The sequence below is a fragment of the Gemmatimonadaceae bacterium genome (assembly GCA_036003045.1).
Classification (GTDB): domain Bacteria; phylum Gemmatimonadota; class Gemmatimonadetes; order Gemmatimonadales; family Gemmatimonadaceae; genus JAQBQB01.
Genome location: DASYSS010000050.1, coordinates 87,222 through 104,596, shown reverse-complemented (window position 1 = coordinate 104,596; position 17,375 = coordinate 87,222). Strand labels below are relative to the sequence as shown.

Annotated in this window: 14 protein-coding genes; 10 read left to right on the top strand and 4 right to left on the bottom strand. The window is 67.2% G+C overall.

The window, feature by feature from the left end:
- Nucleotides 1-12: 12 nt before the first annotated feature.
- From VGQ44_13210 to fahA, 7 genes are all read left to right on the top strand, one after another.
- The gene (locus tag VGQ44_13210) at nt 13-1,140 is read left to right on the top strand and encodes an FAD-dependent oxidoreductase (GenBank protein HEV8447781.1); all 1,128 of its coding nucleotides are present in this window, start codon (nt 13-15) and stop codon (nt 1,138-1,140) included.
- 253 nt (nt 1,141-1,393) lie between these two features.
- Nucleotides 1,394-2,668, top strand: a complete 1,275-nt coding sequence (locus VGQ44_13205) for an FAD-dependent oxidoreductase (protein ID HEV8447780.1) — start codon at nt 1,394-1,396, stop codon at nt 2,666-2,668.
- A 28-nt stretch (nt 2,669-2,696) separates the two neighbouring features.
- Complete coding sequence (locus VGQ44_13200) at nt 2,697-3,644, top strand: dihydrodipicolinate synthase family protein (GenBank protein HEV8447779.1); 948 nt, start codon at nt 2,697-2,699, stop codon at nt 3,642-3,644.
- Complete coding sequence (locus tag VGQ44_13195) at nt 3,641-3,970, top strand: MGMT family protein (GenBank protein ID HEV8447778.1); 330 nt, start codon at nt 3,641-3,643, stop codon at nt 3,968-3,970. The genes VGQ44_13200 and VGQ44_13195 overlap by 4 nt, the downstream gene beginning before the upstream one ends.
- Before the next feature lie 209 nt (nt 3,971-4,179).
- Nucleotides 4,180-4,815: an outer membrane beta-barrel protein gene (locus VGQ44_13190; protein ID HEV8447777.1), complete on the top strand. Its 636-nt coding sequence runs from the start codon at nt 4,180-4,182 to the stop codon at nt 4,813-4,815.
- A 225-nt stretch (nt 4,816-5,040) separates the two neighbouring features.
- Nucleotides 5,041-5,946 (top strand): hypothetical protein, encoded by a 906-nt coding sequence (locus VGQ44_13185; protein ID HEV8447776.1) that lies wholly within the window; start codon nt 5,041-5,043, stop codon nt 5,944-5,946.
- Nucleotides 5,943-7,289, top strand: coding sequence for a fumarylacetoacetase (gene fahA / locus VGQ44_13180; GenBank protein HEV8447775.1), 1,347 nt, complete (start codon nt 5,943-5,945; stop codon nt 7,287-7,289). The genes VGQ44_13185 and fahA overlap by 4 nt, the downstream gene beginning before the upstream one ends.
- On the opposite strand, the gene VGQ44_13175 is transcribed toward fahA, so the two are convergent.
- The 3 genes from VGQ44_13175 to VGQ44_13165 form a co-directional block, all read right to left on the bottom strand.
- Nucleotides 7,278-9,956, bottom strand: a complete 2,679-nt coding sequence (locus tag VGQ44_13175; protein ID HEV8447774.1) for an ABC transporter permease — start codon at nt 9,954-9,956, stop codon at nt 7,278-7,280. The two genes, fahA and VGQ44_13175, sit on opposite strands and share 12 nt — an antisense overlap.
- Nucleotides 9,957-9,959: 3 nt before the next feature.
- Nucleotides 9,960-10,301 (bottom strand): PadR family transcriptional regulator, encoded by a 342-nt coding sequence (locus VGQ44_13170; GenBank protein ID HEV8447773.1) that lies wholly within the window; start codon nt 10,299-10,301, stop codon nt 9,960-9,962.
- Between the two features lie 83 nt (nt 10,302-10,384).
- Complete coding sequence (locus VGQ44_13165; protein HEV8447772.1) at nt 10,385-11,047, bottom strand: LysM peptidoglycan-binding domain-containing protein; 663 nt, start codon at nt 11,045-11,047, stop codon at nt 10,385-10,387.
- 343 nt (nt 11,048-11,390) lie between these two features.
- Between VGQ44_13165 and VGQ44_13160 the strand changes: the two genes are divergently transcribed.
- From VGQ44_13160 to VGQ44_13150, 3 genes are read left to right on the top strand one after another with little or no spacing between them, the layout of a single operon-like run.
- Nucleotides 11,391-12,227 carry a lytic transglycosylase domain-containing protein gene (locus tag VGQ44_13160; GenBank protein ID HEV8447771.1) on the top strand — a complete coding sequence of 279 codons (837 nt, stop codon included), beginning with the start codon at nt 11,391-11,393 and terminating at the stop codon, nt 12,225-12,227.
- Nucleotides 12,224-12,979 carry an ATP-binding cassette domain-containing protein gene (locus VGQ44_13155; protein HEV8447770.1) on the top strand — a complete coding sequence of 252 codons (756 nt, stop codon included), beginning with the start codon at nt 12,224-12,226 and terminating at the stop codon, nt 12,977-12,979. Before VGQ44_13160 ends, VGQ44_13155 begins: the two co-directional genes overlap by 4 nt.
- A complete protein-coding gene (locus tag VGQ44_13150; GenBank protein ID HEV8447769.1) occupies nt 12,976-14,532 on the top strand; it encodes a glycine betaine ABC transporter substrate-binding protein in 1,557 nt (518 codons plus the stop codon). The genes VGQ44_13155 and VGQ44_13150 overlap by 4 nt, the downstream gene beginning before the upstream one ends.
- Before the next feature lie 144 nt (nt 14,533-14,676).
- Here the strand turns inward: VGQ44_13150 and VGQ44_13145 are convergent, their stop codons facing one another.
- Nucleotides 14,677-17,271: a M1 family aminopeptidase gene (locus VGQ44_13145; protein HEV8447768.1), complete on the bottom strand. Its 2,595-nt coding sequence runs from the start codon at nt 17,269-17,271 to the stop codon at nt 14,677-14,679.
- Between the last annotated feature and the right edge of the window lie 104 nt (nt 17,272-17,375).

Genomic DNA, 17,375 nt, shown 5'->3' with positions numbered 1-17,375 from the left:
GGCGGGGCGGGGTTGTCCGACGCGATCGTCGTCGGCGCGGGAATCGTCGGTGCCGCGTGCGCCGACGCGCTCGCGCGCGACGGATGGCGCGTGACCGTGCTCGAGGAAGAGTTCGCCGCATCCGGCACGACGGCCGCGGGCATGGGGCACATCGTCGTGATGGACGACTCCCCCGAGCAACTCGCGCTCACCGCCTACTCCGATCGGCTGTGGCGCGAGCTCGGCCTCGACTCGGACCGCCGGTCCGAAGTCGAGCGGTGCGGCACGCTGTGGGTCGCCGAAGACGAGACGCAACTCGCGGCGCTCGCCGCGAAGCGGGATGCGTATGCTGGAGCGGGCATCGCCACGGAAGTTCTCGACGCGCGCGACCTCTCGCGTGCCGAACCGACGTTGCGGCGCGGACTCGCGGGCGCGCTCCGCGTTCCGGCGGATTCCGTCGTCTATCCGCCCGGCGCGGCGCTCGAGCTGCTTCGTCGAGCGAAAGGACTCGGCGCCGTGCTTCGCGAAGGCGTACAGGTGACCGAGCTCGGCGCGGGCTTCGTACGAACGGAGAACGGCGACACGCTGAACGCCGACGTGATCGTCAACGCGGCCGGCGCACGCGCGGCGCACCTCACGCCGGGACTGCCGATCGTGCCGCGCAAAGGCCACCTCGCCATCACCGACCGCACGTCGTCGGTCTCGCGGCATCAACTCGTCGAGCTTGGCTATCTCACCAGCGCGCACTCCATGACGACCGAATCGGTCGCCTTCAATCTCCAGCCGCGCAAGACAGGACAAATGTTGATCGGATCCTCGCGCGAGCTTGTCGGCTGGGACGCGTCGATCAACCGCGCCGTGCTCCGAAGAATGCTGGCTCGCGCGGTGGATTTCGTTCCGAGTCTCGCGAGTCTATCGATCATCCGCTGTTGGACGGGTTTTCGTCCAGCGACTCCGGACAAGCTTCCATTGATCGGTTCGTGGGACCCGATCCCCGGCGTGTGGGTCGCCGCCGGACACGAGGGCCTCGGCATCACCACATCGCTGGCGACGGCCGCCGTTCTCGCGGACCTCGTCGCCGGCCGCCGGCCGGCGATCGCCGCGGATGCGTTCTCGCCGAATCGCTCGAGCGACCCGCACGAAGCGCAGGTGCCGGCGTGAGCAGCGGGGTCGAGATCAGCGTCAACGGACGAGCCGTCCGGGTCGAACCGGGATCGACCGTCGCGGCGGCGCTGTTGTCACTCGGGGAATCGACGTTTCGAGTTTCAAAAAGCGGCGAGCCCCGCGCACCGCTCTGCGGAATGGGTACGTGCTACGAGTGCCGCGTCACGATCGACGACGTCGCGCAGCGGCGCGCGTGCCTCGTGAGAGTGAGTCCCGGAATGCGTGTGCTCGTCGGCGAGGGAGCGGACCGATGATCCGCGCGGAGTGCGACGTGCTGGTCATCGGCGGAGGACCGGCGGGCATCGCGGCCGCGTCCCGCGCCGCGGAGCTCGGCGCGCGCGCGCTGCTCGTCGACGAGGGGCTCGCACCCGGCGGACAGATTTGGCGCGAAAGCCGCGGCGGCCGTCGCGGAGGCGCGGCACGACGATGGATCGCTCGTCTCGCGAGGAGCGGCGCCGCAATCAGGAGCTCGACGAGCGTCGTCGATGTCGATTCGGTCGGCGGTCGTTTTCTGGTCGTCGCGGACTCACAGGGTGAGCTGGTCTCGATCGACGCCGGCGCGATCGTTCTCGCGACCGGCGCTCGCGAGCTTTTTCTCCCGTTTCCCGGCTGGACCCTGCCGAACATATTCGGCGTCGGTGGCGGCCAGGCTCTCATGAAGTCCGGCATGCCGGTCCGCGGACGACGCGTCGTCGTCGCCGGCACGGGGCCGCTGGTGCTCGCCGTCGCCGCCTCGTTCGCGTCGCACGGCGCGCGTGTGCGAGCCGTCGCCGAACAAGCCCCATTGGCACGCGTCGCGAAGTTCGCCGCCGCGCTCTGGCGCGCACCGAGCCGCGCAGGGCAGGCGCTGGCGTTGAGAGCCAGCCTTGGCGCTACGCGCTATTTCACTGGAACGTGGGTGTCGCGTGCCGACGGAGACTCGCGCGTCCGATCGGTGACGCTCACCGACGGACGCCACACGCGCGCGATCGAGTGCGACATTTTGTGCACCGCGTTGGGGCTTCTTCCAAACGTCGAGCTCGCACGCTTTCTCGGTTGCAGGGTCCGATCCAGCGGCGTTCAGGCCGACGCGCTCCAGGCGACGAGCGTCGACTCGGTCTTTTGCGCCGGGGAGCCTACGGGAATCGGTGGCGTAGATCTGTCGCTCGTCGAGGGCGAAATCGCCGGCGGTGCGGCCGTCGGCGCGACGCCGAGCCGTCGTCTTACGGCGGCTCGCGAACGCCTGCGTCGTGAGGCGGATTTACTGGCGTCAACGTTCGCCCTGCGGCCGGACGTATTCGCACTAGCCAACGACGACACTATTGTATGCCGTTGCGAGGACGTACGCTTCGGCGACCTCGATCGCTCGTGGAGTTTCCGCCAGGCCAAGCTGTACACTCGAATCGGCATGGGCCCGTGCCAGGGCCGAGTCTGCGCCGCGGCAGTAGAATGTCTCTGGGGCTGGCCGCGCGAAGTTCCCCGTCCGCCGATTCAGCCAACTCGCGTCGCGGCTCTCCTCGGCGCGCACGACGCGAGTCTCACTTGACCATCGAACTTTGAAGGAGCCGGCAACAATGGAGCAGCGCGACTGGCAGGGCGTATTTCCCGCGATCACGACCCCGTTCGGGGATGGATTGGCGGTCGATCATTCCCGCCTCGCCACACACGTGCGTTGGCTGATCGATTCGGGATGCCGGGGCATCGTCGCGCTCGGATCGCTCGGTGAAGCCGCGACGCTTCGGTTCGAGGAGAAGGTCAGCATTCTCGAAACCTGCAGAAAAGCGCTTGGCACGGACGTGCCTCTCGTCGGCGGAATCGCCGGTCTCGCAACCGCCGAGTGTGTCGCGCTGGCCGAACGTGCGGCGGCCGTCGGATGCGACGGACTGATGGTGCTGCCTCCATATGTGTACCAGGGCGACTGGCGCGAGACCAAGGCGCATTATGACGCGATCATCGACGCGACGCCGCTTTCGTGCATGCTGTACAACAACCCCATCGCGTACGGCACCGACGTGTCTCCAGCGCAGATGATCGAGCTCTCGGAGCACGCGAATCTCCACGCCGTGAAGGAGTCGAGCGGCGACGTTCGCCGCGTCACCGCGATCCACGAAACGCTCGGCGACCGCCTCGTGATCTTCGCCGGAATGGACGACGCCATTCTCGAGTCGATTCCGATGGGCGCGAGCGGATGGGTCGCCGGCCTCGTGAACGCGTTGCCAGTCGAATCGGTGCGCGTCTTCGAGCTCGCGCGCGACGGCCGTTTCGACGAAGCTCGCGCGTTGTACGAGTGGTTCCTCCCGCTGCTGCGTCTCGACACCGTTCCGAAGTTCGTTCAGCTCATCAAGCTCGTACAGACGGAAGTCGGGCAGGGGAATGCCGCCGTTCGTCCGCCGCGGCTCGAGCTGGTCGGCGCGGAGTTGGCCGAAGTGACCGCGCTCATTCGCGAACGTTTGGCGTGCCGTCCGAAGCTCGACGAGCCACGCCGGGCGCGGAGCGGCGCGCTCGCATCCAGCATCGCGTGAGTGGTCGCGGGAACTACGCGCGGATCTACGCGGTCGTCCGCCGTGTTCCGACCGGACGTGTCACGACATACGGTAGCGTTGCCCGCATCGCCGGACTCGCCGGCCATGCGCGTCAGGTAGGCTACGCCCTCGCGGCTCTGCCGAACGGCACGACGGTGCCCTGGCACCGCGTGATCAACGCTCAAGGGCGCCTCAGCCTCGAGCGCGACGGCAGAAGCTCCGGCACCACGCAGCGCATTCGACTCGTGCGCGAAGGCGTCGTCGTCGACGCGAGCGGCCGCGTGTCGCTCACGAAATTCGGCTGGCGCATCGCCAAAGCGCGCTGACTCGCGGAAACGTCGCATAGCGACGCATCACGGGGACGGCCTTTCGTCCCCGTTCGCGGACGATCGAGCCTGCGACCCGGATCACAGGCATTTCGCTAAACCGTTGCCAGCAAAAAGGTTCGATGTACGCGACGGACGCGGGCTTGGCTGGTCTCCGCCATGCCTTCCAAGGGCGCGCAGCGAAGTCTCAACATCAACCTCGAGCTCTTATGCGCAGCATTCGCAGCCTTGTCGTCGCGGCGTCGGTGGTGGCCGCGGGATCGCTCGGCGCCCAGACCCCGGAGGCGGGGACGGGCACCACGTTTCACATCACGCCCTACGCCGGATATATGTTCTTCGGTGATTATCTGAAGGGCCCGCTCGGAACGAGCCTCACGAACGCGCCTGGACTGATGTACGGCACGCAGATCAACATGGCGCTCTCGCCGAATGTCTCGCTCGTCGGCAATCTCGGGTACACGTCGTCAGACATTCAGATCGGAGTGCCCTTCTTCGGCGGCGTCAGTTCGGGACTACACAGCACGATGTACATGTACGACGCCGGCCTCGAGTACGATTTCGGGGCGATGAAGAACGGCTCTGTTCCATTCACGCCCTTCATTACCGGTGGCGTCGGCGCGATGCGCTACAACATCGAGGGAGACTTCCTCTCCACGCAGGCGACCAACCTCGCCGGCAACGTCGGGCTCGGCGCTGACTTTGTCGTCGGGCGCGGAGTGGCGCTTCGACTGATGGCGAAGGACTACATCGGACAGTTCAACTTCCAAGATGCCACGGGATTGGGACTGACCGGGCAGACGGCCAACAACTTCGCGCTGACGGCGGGGCTGAAGTTCGACTTCTGACCGCGCGGCACGCTCGCGCCCGGTGAGCCACTGTCGGCTGTCGAGAAATCTGAACGCAGATGGCGCAGGTCGAACAACAATGCCCGCAGATGAAACCCCTTTCATTCATCTGCGGGTATTGCCGTTTCAATCTGCGGCATCCGGGCTGAATTTTTCGGCCTGTGATCGCAGCTCACCGAGCGCTCGATGTTTCCCCCTATTCTCGGTGCCCGCTAGTTTGGTCGCATGAATCGGGGAACGCCCGACGCGACCGGTGCATCGCGCGTCGTCCGCAATTGTCTCGCGGGCGCGATCGACTACGCCGGACTGTTTCCACCGGCGGCGCTCGACATGCGAACGGCGGTTCGCAACTACGCGTCGTACCGCGCCGGTGACGATGCGGCGCTGCTCGGCCGCTTCGTCGTTCCTGTCGCGCGTCTGAACGAGCTCGTGGGTGAACTCGATTCGCTCGACGCGCGCAACGTTAGCGCGAGCGCGGTGCTCGGTCCGAACCTGTCCGCCGACTGCGAAACGGTGGCCGCCTTCAACATGCCGCCGGCGCGAGCACGGGTCGACGCGATCGAAGCGAAAGCGGAGAGACCTGGAGCGATCTACGAGCTCGTGTCGAAGGCGTCGCCAAATCTCGACGTGTTCGTCGAGCTTCCGCTTGAAGGAGAATTGGAATCGCTCGTCGCCGCCGTGCGGGCCGTCGGGGCGCGCGCGAAGATTCGAACGGGCGGCGTCACCACCGGGGCGTTCCCGAGCGCGCGATCCGTCGTGCGATTCATGCGCGCGTGTCTCGACGCAGCCGTTCCCTTCAAGGCCACGGCGGGGCTGCACCATCCGGTCACCGGGACGTACGCCCTGACCTACGCACCTGATGCGCCGCGCGGCGTGATGTTCGGATTTCTGAACGTGTTTCTCGCCGCGGCGTACCTTGGCCAGGGAATGTCCGACGAGGACGCCGCGCGGCTGCTCGACGACCGCGATGCATCGGCATTCTCGTTTGGCGACGACGGGGCCGAATGGCGGGGTCGGCACATCGACGCGGATCGACTCGCATCGACCCACGCGCGCGCGTTCGGATCGTTCGGATCCTGCTCGTTCAACGAGCCGGTCGGGGAGCTTCGCGGACTCGCCCTGCTATCGTGAACGATCTCGACCGAAGCCACGACCCCGCGGCTCGATCGTGGGTTGCGTCCGCGAACGATCCGCGGACGGACTTTCCACTGCAGAATCTGCCCTTCGGCGTTTTTCGCCGGCGGGGCATGAGATCGGAAACCGCGCGCATCGGCGTCGCGATCGGCGAAGAGATCCTCGACCTCACCGCTTGCGCGAGCGACGGCGTGTTGCTGTCGATCGACGACGATCTGGTCGCGCGTCTGGGCGACGACACGTTGAATCGTGTGATGGCACGCGGGCGCGACGCCGCCCGGACGCTCAGACTCGCCATCAGCGACCTCCTGCGCAGCGACGTGAACGCCGGCGACCAGCGCGCGGGCGTGGAGCGCTGTCTCCTGCCCGCGCGCGACGCCGAGATGTCGCTGCCTGCGGCGATCGGTGATTTCTCGGACTTCTACGCCTCGATCGAGCACGCGACCAACGTCGGGTCGATGTTCCGGCCGGACAATCCGTTGTTGCCGAACTACAAGTGGATGCCGATCGGCTACCACGGGCGCGCGTCGTCGATCGTCGTGAGCGGAACGGACGTGGTGCGCCCGTTTGGACAAACGCGGGACGGCGATGCGCCCGCGCCGACCGTAGAGCCGAGCCGGCGCCTCGACTACGAGCTGGAGATCGGTGCGTTCGTCGGGCGCGGTTCGACGCTGGGCGCGCGGATTCCCATCGCCGAAGCCGGTGAACATGTCTTCGGATTGTGCCTGCTGAACGACTGGTCGGCGCGCGACGTTCAGGCGTGGGAATATCAGCCGCTCGGCCCGTTCCTGGCGAAGAGCTTCGCGACGTCGATTTCGCCTTGGCTGGTCACGCTCGACGCGCTCGCGCCGTTCCGCGTCCCTGCGCGCGCGCGGCCGTCGACGGACCCGATGCCGCTCGCGTATCTCAGCGATCGCGCGGACAGCGAGAACGGCGGCTTCGACATCACGCTCGAGGTCTATATGTCGACGTCCGCGATGCGCGACGCGAACGTGGAGCCGGTGATGCTGAGCCGCGGGAAGTTTTCCGAGATGTACTGGACCGTCGCGCAGCTCTTGGCGCATCACTCGAGCAACGGCTGCAACCTTCGCCCCGGCGATCTCCTCGGTAGCGGCACTGTCTCGGGAGCAGCGAAGGAATCGCGGGGCTGCCTGCTCGAGCGTGCGTGGCGGGGCACCGAGCCGGTCGCGCTGCCGACCGGCGAGATACGGTCGTTCCTCCAAGACGGCGACGACGTCATCCTCCGCGGCTATTGCGAAGGCGGCGGCGCCCGCCGAATCGGGTTCGGCGAGTGCCGCGGGCGCGTGTTGCGGGCGTTGCCTCTCGCGTCACCCGTGTAGGGCGGTCGTCGGATCGACGCGCGTGGCTCGCCGCGCCGGCAGCAGAATCGCCAGCGCCGCGACCCCGAGCAGCACGGCGATCACCGCGCCGATCGTCGCGGGATCGGAAGTTTGTACGCCGTAGACGGATCCGCGGAGCAGTCTCGTTGCCCAGACGGACAGGACGGCGCCGACCGCCGCACCCAGGATGACCGGCCGCATTCCCTGTCGCGTGAGGAGTCGGACGACGTCTCGCCCCGACGCGCCGAGCGCAAGGCGTACGCCGATCTCGTGCGTGCGAAGCGCCACCACGAACGAGATCACGCTGTAGATGCCCGCCGCCGCGAGGAGCAGCGCGACCGCGCTCAACGTGACGAGCAGCATCAGGTGAAACCGCTGTTCGGCCATCGAGCGGGCGATGCTCTGGTCCATTGTGAACACCGAGTACACGGGAATCGACGGGTCGATCGTCTTGACCGCGGCGCGAATTCCCGGGGTCAGCGACGCGCCGTTGCCGTTCCCCGATCGCGCGACGACGGTCATGGTCCGGCCGACCCAGCTCCACGCTTCCGCCGGAATCTGAGTCATCGGCAGATAGAATTCCGGTCGAACCTCTTGCGTCGGCCCGCCCGAGCGAACGTCCGCCGCGACGCCGACGACCGTCTTCCAGCGCGGATCGTCCGGCTTCCCCTCACAGCAGGCGAATCGCTTGCCAATGGCATCTTGTCCCGGCCAGAGCGCCTTCGCGAGCGCGGCGCTCACGACCGAGACGCGGAGGCCGCCCCGAATGTCGCTCGGCTCGATGTCCCGCCCCGACACGATCGCGATTCGCATCATCGACAGATAGCCGGGGGTCACCACCCGCAAACGTGAGTCGACCGCGTTCTTGATGTCCGGCGTTTTTCCCTCGGGGACAATGCCGTTCGACCCACCGCCGGGGCCCATCGGCGCCTGCGACGTCAGCGCCACGGTCTGAACGCCGGGCGCCGCGCGTACGGCCTCCAGAATTCGCGTGAACGTTTGCTCCGCTTCTTCGGTCTGCGCCTTGTACTCCGCGGGCCGGAGCGCGACGCGCGCCGACAAGAGCCCCTCGGGGTCGAAGCCCGGCGAGAGGTGGTTCAGGTAGATTGCGCTGCGAATGAGCAGGCCGGCCGCCACGAGAAGCGTCAGCGCGATCGCCACCTCGGCGGCGACGAGCGCGGATCGTACTCGGTCGCGCGGAGTCGCCGTCGACTGGCGTCCGCCCGCGCGCAGCGTCGACTCGAGATTCCAGCGCGCCGTCTTGAACGCCGGAACCAGTCCGAACAGGACACTGCTCAGCACTGAAATTCCCAGAGCGAACAGGAGGACCCACGCGTCGATGCGAGTGCTGGCGAGGCGCGGGATGTTGGCCGGCGCCGCGGCGACCAGCACGCGCACGCCGACCCAGGCGAGCGCCACGCCGACGACCGAAGACACGAGCGCGAGCACGAGGCCCTCGGTGAGCAGCTGCCGCACGATGCGCGAGCGCCCCGCGCCGACCGCGGCCCGGATCGCGAGCTCCGTCGACCGCGTCGCGCCGCGCGCCAACAGCAAGTTCGCGACGTTCACGCACGCGATCAGGAGCACGCAGCCGACCGCGCCGAGGAGAACGAACAGGCGCGCCCGATACGTTCCGATCACCGCGCCGCCGAGCGGAACGACGTGGGAGGAATTGGCGGAGTTCGTGGCCGGGTACTCGTCCGACATTCTGCGAGAGATGGCGGTCATCTCGTTTTGCGCGCCCGCCACGGTCATGCCCCGCTTGAGCCGGCCGACGACCGTCAGATAATGCTCATCGTGAAACGCCAATCGCTCCGGCGTGTACGCCGCGGGCATCCAGAGCGCTTCGTGTGAATCCGTGGGGTCGAAGGTCGCCGGCATCACGCCCACGACCGTCGCCGGACCGCCGTTCACCGTGATCGTGCGCCCAATGACGCCGCTGTCGGCGGCGTAGGAGCGGCGCCACAGCGCGTCGCCGAGCACGACGACCGCGGCTTGACCCGGCTGGTCTTCCGCCTCCGTGAAAACTCGTCCGAGTTCCGGCGCCACGCCGTACGTCGGGAAGAGGCTCGCGGTGACCTTGGCCCCGCTGACTCGTTCGGGTGAATCGCCGGCGGACAGAGTCATGCCGACGAATTGAATCGCCGCCATGTTCGCAAAACTCGTCGACCGCTTGCGCCAATCGGCGAAATCGCCGACCGACACGCCGCCGTCGGCTCCGTGCCATGAGCTGAAGAGAAAGGTCAATTCGTCGGGCCGCGCGAAGGGGAAGGGACGCAGCACGACGGCGTTCACCGCGCTGAAGATGGCCGTCGTCGCGCCGACTCCCAGCGCGAGCGTCGCGACCGCGACGGCCGTGAACAGCGGCGTTTTCACCAACTGTCGAACGGCGAAGCGCGCGTCGTGCGCCAGCTCCGCGAAATATTCCGTGCGTCGCATCTCTCGCTCCGTGGAGGTTCCGATGTCGCGGCATTCCGCGTTGACCGCGGCGAGATCGCCGAATCTCGCGACGGCGGCCGCGCGCGCCGCGGGGGGATCCATTCCGCGCGCGATCAGCTCGCGCGTGCGCATCTCGACATGGAACGCGAGCTCCGCGTCGACCTCGTCGCCGACGTTCGCCCGCCAAAGAGGCGAGCCCAACTCGTGTTTGCCGCCGAGGCGCGCCATCGATCAGCCCTGCGACGAGCTCAAGACCGACGACACGACGCGGGCGAACTCCGTCCACTCGCTCGCCTCCGTCCGCAGCTGCCGCCGCCCGCGCGCCGTGAGCTTGTAGAACCGCGCCTTCCGTCCGAGCTCCGACGTTCCCCACTCGGCCTCGATCCATCCCTTTCGCTCCATGCGGTAGAGCGCGGGGTAGAGCGAGCCCTCCTCGATTTGAAGCGCCTTCTGGCTGGTCTCTTCGAGCCAACGCGCGATGGCGTAGCCGTGGCGAGGTCCCCAGCTCAGCGTCTTGAGCACGAGCGCGTCGAGCGTCCCGTGCAATCGGTCTTTCGTCTCGGTCGGCGGCATCGTCCTCTACCTAGACAGTCTGAGTATCGATAGGGTTCGATACTTAGACTGTCAAGGCATCGCCCGGCGCCCCGGGGCCGCGATCAAAACGCGGGGCGGACGAGCAGCGACTGACCGACGCGGATTCGGCTCGCCGTCAGATGATTCCACGCGAGCAGCTGGTTTGTCGTCGTATTCCACATCGTGGCGATGCCGCCGAGCGCGTCGCCGCGGCGAACGGTGTAGTACTTCGCTTTGCGGCGCCTCGCCTCTGCCGCCTCACGCGCCTTTTGGATCTCTCGCATCTCGCCGCCCCGCAGCGCGGCGAGCGCCACCGCGCGGTCGCGTCTCGACGCCATCGCGGCGACGAGCAGGTTCGCCGACGCCGCCGACGCGGAGGGCACGCCGAGCCGGATCTGTTCCTTCGGCGTCGTGATCACGACGGCCTTCGCGAGGCCCAGCAACGTTCGCCCCGACGACACGTGGACGCTGGTGTCGAGCGCAAATTCCCGTTGCTCGAAGGTCGGCGGAAGGTCCGGCGCGGCGAGAATGTCGCGCGGTTCGACGCCGAGGTAGACGAGCCGGCGGTCCGTGAGGGCGAGCAGGCCGCGCGTCGCGCGGAAGTACGAAATCGCGGGACGCTTGAAGACCGGCACCACGCGATGCACCTCCTCGCCGGGCTGCAGCGTGTTGATGCGCAGCTCGCGTTCGGCGATCGCGTTCGCGTCGCGCGGATTCGTGCGATCGGCGCGGATGACGAGCGCCACGATGGCGATCGCCGTGAGCAGAATCAGAGCCCGGGTCGTGTACCGCGCCCTGCGCGAAGGGCGTCTGTGCGCGCCCGATCCGCGTGGTCGCTGATGAACGTGGGGGGTATGTCGCATCCGAGAGTCGAGCTATTTCGTGGGCAAATTAGTTGCCTTCGGCCGCTCCGCGCGCTATTCTGACAGTGCTGAACACGCTGTGAAAAGCGGTCGCGGCCGTAGTACGAATCGGGACCCTCGACTGGTCTGGGTGTACTACCAAGTGCGTGTAGCGTGGCGCGGGCATTCGCCCCCACGGCGCGTATCCCACCTCGACCTCTCCTTTCGGAGGCCAAGTATCCGCCCGATGAAAAAGATATGGCTGCAGATTGCGCTTGCTGCCGGACTGGTCGCGTCCATCGCGCTCGGCATTGAGCTCAGTCCTCCGATGGGGGCCACGGCGGCGCCGTTGGCCAGGCAGATCACGGCGCATCGATACATCGATTCGAGCGCCGAGACGCTGGTCGCGCGCGCGCTGCTCGCGAACGCGAAAGCCTCCGATACGATGGCGGCCGACGACTCGTCCGACGGCCGAACCCCCTGGGCGACGTCCCCGACCGACGTCGCGCTGAACTCGCCGCAATTCTTCCACGACCGCGACTCGTTCGCGATGGATCTCGTCCGCACGGGCCGCGTCGGCCCCGAGCGGGCGCGTTCACTCGCCGACGTCGCGGTGCGCGAGGCCTACACGAGAAAGATTCCACCGGCCCTCGTGCTCGGCGTGATGATGACCGAGAACGACGAGTTCAAGTCGACCGCCCGCTCCAATGTCGGCGCCGTGGGCCTCATGCAGATCATGCCGAAGATCTGGACGTCCACGCTCGGACGGAAGTTCGGCACGAACCTCCGAGCCGACTCGACGAACCTGAAGTACGGCATCTGGATCCTCGGCTGGCTCGCCGAGCAAACCAGCAAGATCGTCGTCGACGCCGACGATGCCTGGCGACACGCGCTGTTGCGGTACAACGGCTGTGTCTCGGGCAGCAACACGCCCAACTGCCACAGGTATCCCGACGTCGTTCGAAAGCACGTCGTCCAGTCGGCCAAGACGATCTGCGGCGGCCAGACGTTCAAGGAATGCGTCGCCGAGCCCATGTGGGCGTCGCGCACTGACGCCGACGAGCAGGCGGCGAAGACGAAGTGACCTCCGCGCTCGTCGCGGAGCACCTGAGTAAATCGTTCGGTGGGGTGGCGGCTCTCGTCGACGTGTCGCTCGACGTTCCGCCGCGCGCGGCCGTCGCGCTGGTCGGGGAGAGCGGTTCGGGCAAGACGACGCTGCTGCGCTGTTTCAATCGCTTAGTCGAGCCCGATTCCGGGCTCGTTTATATAGACGGGGTCGATGCTTCTAGCATCGACCCCATCGTGCTTCGGAGACGCATCGGCTACGTGCCGCAGGACGGCGGCCTGCTTCCCCATTGGCGCGTCCAGCGGAACGTCGAGCTGGTGCTGCGACTTCGCGGTGAAGCGAACGTCGCGAGCCGCGCCCGCGACGCGCTCGCGCTCGTCGGACTCGATCCGGCGCGCTTCGCCGATCGCTGGCCTCGAGAGCTGTCCGGCGGACAACGGCAGCGCGTGGCGATCGCGCGGGCATTGGCCGCCGAGCCGACGGTGCTGCTCCTCGACGAGCCCTTCGGCGCGCTGGACGCGATCACGCGTACCGAGTTGCAGGACGCATTCGCGGCGCTGCGGGAGCGCATCGGCGTGACCACCGTGTTCGTCACGCACGACCTCCACGAGGCGATTCTCCTCGGCACGACGGTCGTCGTCGTGCGCGGAGGGCGCATCGAGCAGGTAGCCGCGCCGTCGGAGCTCGTCGCGCGACCGGCGAGCGACTACGTCCGCCTCTTGCTGCAGCGGTCGCGCGTGAACGGGCAACTGGTCGCGGCACGCGCATGATCGCGTCCCTCCTCGCCGCGACGATCGCTCTCGCTGCGCACGGCGCGCAAAATGGCTCCTCTCCCTCCGCACGACCGGTGATTGTCGCGTCGAAGCCGTTCGGTGAGTCGTACTTGCTGGCCGAGATGTTCGCCCAACTGCTCGAGTCGCGCGGACTGCGCGTCGATCGTCGGCCGGGCTTGGGTGCCACCGACCTCGCGTTCAGCGCGCTCCAGTCCGGCGCGATCGACGTCTATCCCGAGTACACGGGCACCGGCCTGCTCGCGATTCTGCACGAGACGCCGAGCGGCGGCACCGGCGACGCATACCGCCGCGTGTCCACCGAGTTCCGCCGACGGTGGGGAATTCGCTGGCTCGCCCCGCTCGGGTTCGAGAACGGGTACGCGATCTCGGTGCGACGAGCGACCGCCGACTCGCTCCATCTCGAGTCGCTCAGCGATCTCGCGCGACACGCGGGTCAGCTGCGCGCCGGGCTCACCGCCGACTTCATCGGCCGCGCCGATGGACTCGTCGGGCTGCAGCGCGCGTACGATCTGCACTTCCGCGATGTTCGTCCGCTCGGGCCGGCGATCAAGTACCAGGCGCTCGCCGCGGGACAAGTCGATGTCATCGACGGGTACTCGACGGACGGATTGATCGCGCGGTACGACCTCACCGTGCTGCGCGACGACCGTCATTTCTTTCCGCCGTACGAGGCCGCGCCGCTCGTCGGGGCTCGTCTCGCAACCACCGATCCGCGGGCCATTGCCGCTCTCGAGGAGCTCGGCGGCCAGCTCGACGTCGCGCGGATGCGCACCCTGAACCAGCGCGTCGAAGTCGCCGGCGAGCCCGTGGCGACCGTCGCTCGCGATGCACTCGCTCAGCTCGGACTCGTCGGCTCGGTCGCCGACTCGGCGAGCTCGTCGGCGACGGAGAGCCGAAGGTCGTTCATGTCGTATCTCGTCGATCAACGAGCGACGATCGCGCGGCTCGCGCTGCGACACGTCGAGCTCGTCGCCGCGTCGTTGCTCGTCGCGGTGCTCGTCGCGCTGCCGCTAGGTCTCGCTCTGGAACGCGTGGCCGGCAAGGCCGAAGCGGTCATTCGCGGCGTCGGCGTGCTGCAAACGCTGCCCGGCATCGCGCTGCTCGCCTTCATGATTCCGCTCCTCGGCATCGGTGTCATGCCGGCGCTCGCCGCGCTCGTGCTTTATTCGCTCTACCCGATCATGCGGAACACGTTCACCGGCGTGCGCGACGCCGATCCCGCCGCCGTCGCGTCGGCCCGCGCGCTCGGCATGACCGACGCACAAATTCTCCGCGACGTTCGCCTACCACTCGCCGCGCCGATCATCATGGCCGGCATCCGCACAGCCGCCGTCGTCAATGTCGGAACCGCGACACTCGCCGCCTTCATCGGCGCCGGCGGCCTCGGCGAACCCATCGTCGCCGGTCTCGCCCTGTCCGACACGCGAATGATCCTCTCCGGAGCCATACCCGCGGCGCTCCTCGCGCTGGCCGTCGATGGGCTACTCGCTCTGCTCGAGCGTTTCCTCAAGCCTGGCGGCTTGGCTTAAACGAGACCGCCGTGGCCTCGACCTCTGTCGGCGTCAGCGACGGCCGGCAGCGACAGGAACTGCGCAGTTACCTGGCGCTGGCGCTGGCGCTGACGCCTGGAGTCTTCAGTTGTCAGAGATCCCTTTTAATCCACCGCGCCTTTTCTAAACGGCGCCTGCGAATCTCGTCCGTATCTTCACGGTTCGCTCGAGGTCGTCCCTCGTTTGCAGGATCTTCTGCCTCAGGTCTGTCGGCAGTGCGCGGTGTTGCGCGAGGAAGTCATCGATTCGCTTCAGCGCCTCCGGAGACCGCTGCCCTCCGATGAATCCGCCGAGCCACGAACCAAGAAAGAAGATTCGGCGGTTCTTCTGGATCCACGCGAGGGAGTCCAGCGCCGGGACGAGGAACGGGAGCGTGGTCACCGATTGATCCGGCGCGTTGAACGCGCGAAGGCTCGCCGTCACCCAGTCCTCGTTGAGCGTCGAGTCGTGGAAAAAGCGACGGAAGTATTCGGTCTTCACCGCAGCCTGCGGGCGCGCGGCCCCCGCGACGAAGGCGCTGCGCTGTCCGTTGACCGTCGTATCGCGCCGCGCCTCGGCGGTGATCAGAGCGTCTCCATCCATCGCTCCTCGTTCCACCAAATGAGTCACGATCGACCATCGCGTCGGTTGACGCAGTGGCGTCCCGGCGATCGCCGTACTGTCCAACCAGGAGCGGAGTCGAGCGAGGGCGGTCGTTGACGTCGCGACCGAGATGTACGTGTCGAGGAAGTTCTTGCGAATGCCGTAGGTGCGCTTCGCGTCCGAGGCGACCGAGAGAAGTATGTCCTCGACGCTCGGTGCGATCCGTCCGCGTTGCGCGTCGGACAAATACACCGACGTCGCGCGGCTCAGCCGGCCGAGAACGCCCGCCGCGATCTGTTCGTCTGCCTCACTCGGAAGCTCCCGCGTCGCGGAGGCGATGAACTCGGCGGGGGCCAAGCGGGCGTCGCGCACGAGATCCCACTGTGCGCCCCACAGCATCGCGCGGAGGAACGGATCTCTCACCTCGCCTATGTGGGCCGACAGCCAGCGAGAGCTCTGCGGGTCCAGCATCACGAGCCCGTAAGCCTGATCGTTCGCGTTCGCGAACACGAAATCCGGAGCCCGGCGACCCTTCGCCGCCGCGACGACCGTCGTTTCCGCCGTGACCTCAACGGGGATCGACGTCGGCTGCGCGCCTGCGGACCAGAGCACGACCTCCGTTCGCATCGGCCACACACCGCGCCCCGAGAGCGATTGCGCCGGATGCTGGATCAACGCGAGACGCCTGACCGTGCCGTTCTCCGTCTCGAGCACTTGCTCGGTTACGGGCAGTCCGGGTCGCAGGATGTACTGGCGGCCCCACTCGGTGAGCGGACGGTGCGCCGCCTTGCCAATCGATGCGAGGAGATCCTGCCACGTCGCGTTCGCGTAGGCGTGCGTGATGAGGAAATCGTGAAGCCCGGCCCGGAAGGCTGAATCGCCCACGAGATAGTTGAGCTGCTTCAGGATTCCGGGCGCCTTGTTGTACACGATCGCGCCGTAGTTGCTCTTGGCCTGGTCGAGGTTGGCGAGTTGCTGCCAGACCGGCGTCGTGCCGGCGGTCTGATCGACGTCGTAGGCGGCGGGCTTGTTTCGGAGATAGAAAGACATCCAAGGGTTCGGGAGTCCTTCGATGTCCTGCATCTTCGCCGCCATGTAGGTCGCGAATCCTTCCTTGAGCCAGAGGTCGTCGAACCAGCGCATCGTCACGTCGTCGCCGAACCAGTGGTGCGCGACCTCGTGGTAGATCGTCGCGCGCCGGCCGAGTCGCTGGTTGAGTGTGGGCGGCTCGCGATAGATGAACGACTCCTCGTTGAACATCGTGACGCCGGGATGCTCCATACCGCCGAACGGAAATGCGGGCGAGAGCATGTACTGAAATTGCTGAAACGGATACGGGACGCCGAAGTACTTCTGCAGCGATCCGATTGCCGACGCGACCTGAGTTTGCAGCGAGTCGACCTCGACCTCCTTCGCGCGCGAAGCGCGGACCCAGAGGTGCGTGTTGCGCGGGCCGCCGGTGAACTCGTGCCACCGGCCGGCGGCGAACGCAAACAAGTACGTCGGCAGCGGATCGGTTTCTCGGAAGTGATACGTGATCGCGGCGCTCGTCGTGTCGACCTTCTGTGTGATCCCGTTTGCCAGCGCGTGCCATGTCGCCGGCACGGTCAACGACAGCGTGAGTCGTGCCTTGAGATCGGGCTGGTCGAAGCAGGGGAACAACGCGTTCGCGTCGGACGGCACGAACAGGGTGTAGAGGTAGTCGGCGTTGTCGCGGTCGTCGTGAAAGCGGATGATGCTCGCGCCGGCGGGCGCGATGAGCGCCGAGAACGACGCCGTCACCGCGTTCTGGCCGGGGTGAATTTCGCCGGCGGGAATTCGCAGGTGGGCGCCATTGAACGACGTCGGGGCGTCCTTGCCATTGACCCGAACGTCGGCGAGGCGCGGGCCGCGGAAGTCGAGAATGACGTCGCGCGAGGCGTTCGCCGCGAACGAGACAGTGATCGTCCCGCGCGCGGTATCGCGCGACACGACCGACAGATCCATCCGGTAGCGCACACCCGAGATATTCGCGGCGCGTTGGCTCGCCAACTCGCGTGAGACGCCGGGACCCATGGGGTCCGGCGGAGTCGTTCGCGCAAACGTCAGCGCGGTGAACGCAATGAGCGAGGCGAGCGAGTGTCGGTGTGTCAGCATGGCGCGAGGAAGGATGCTGGAAAGTACGAGGCCGCCACGATTCCGCGACGAATAACTCCGTTTTACGGAAAAACCAGTTGACGGCGGACCACCCACGCTCCATA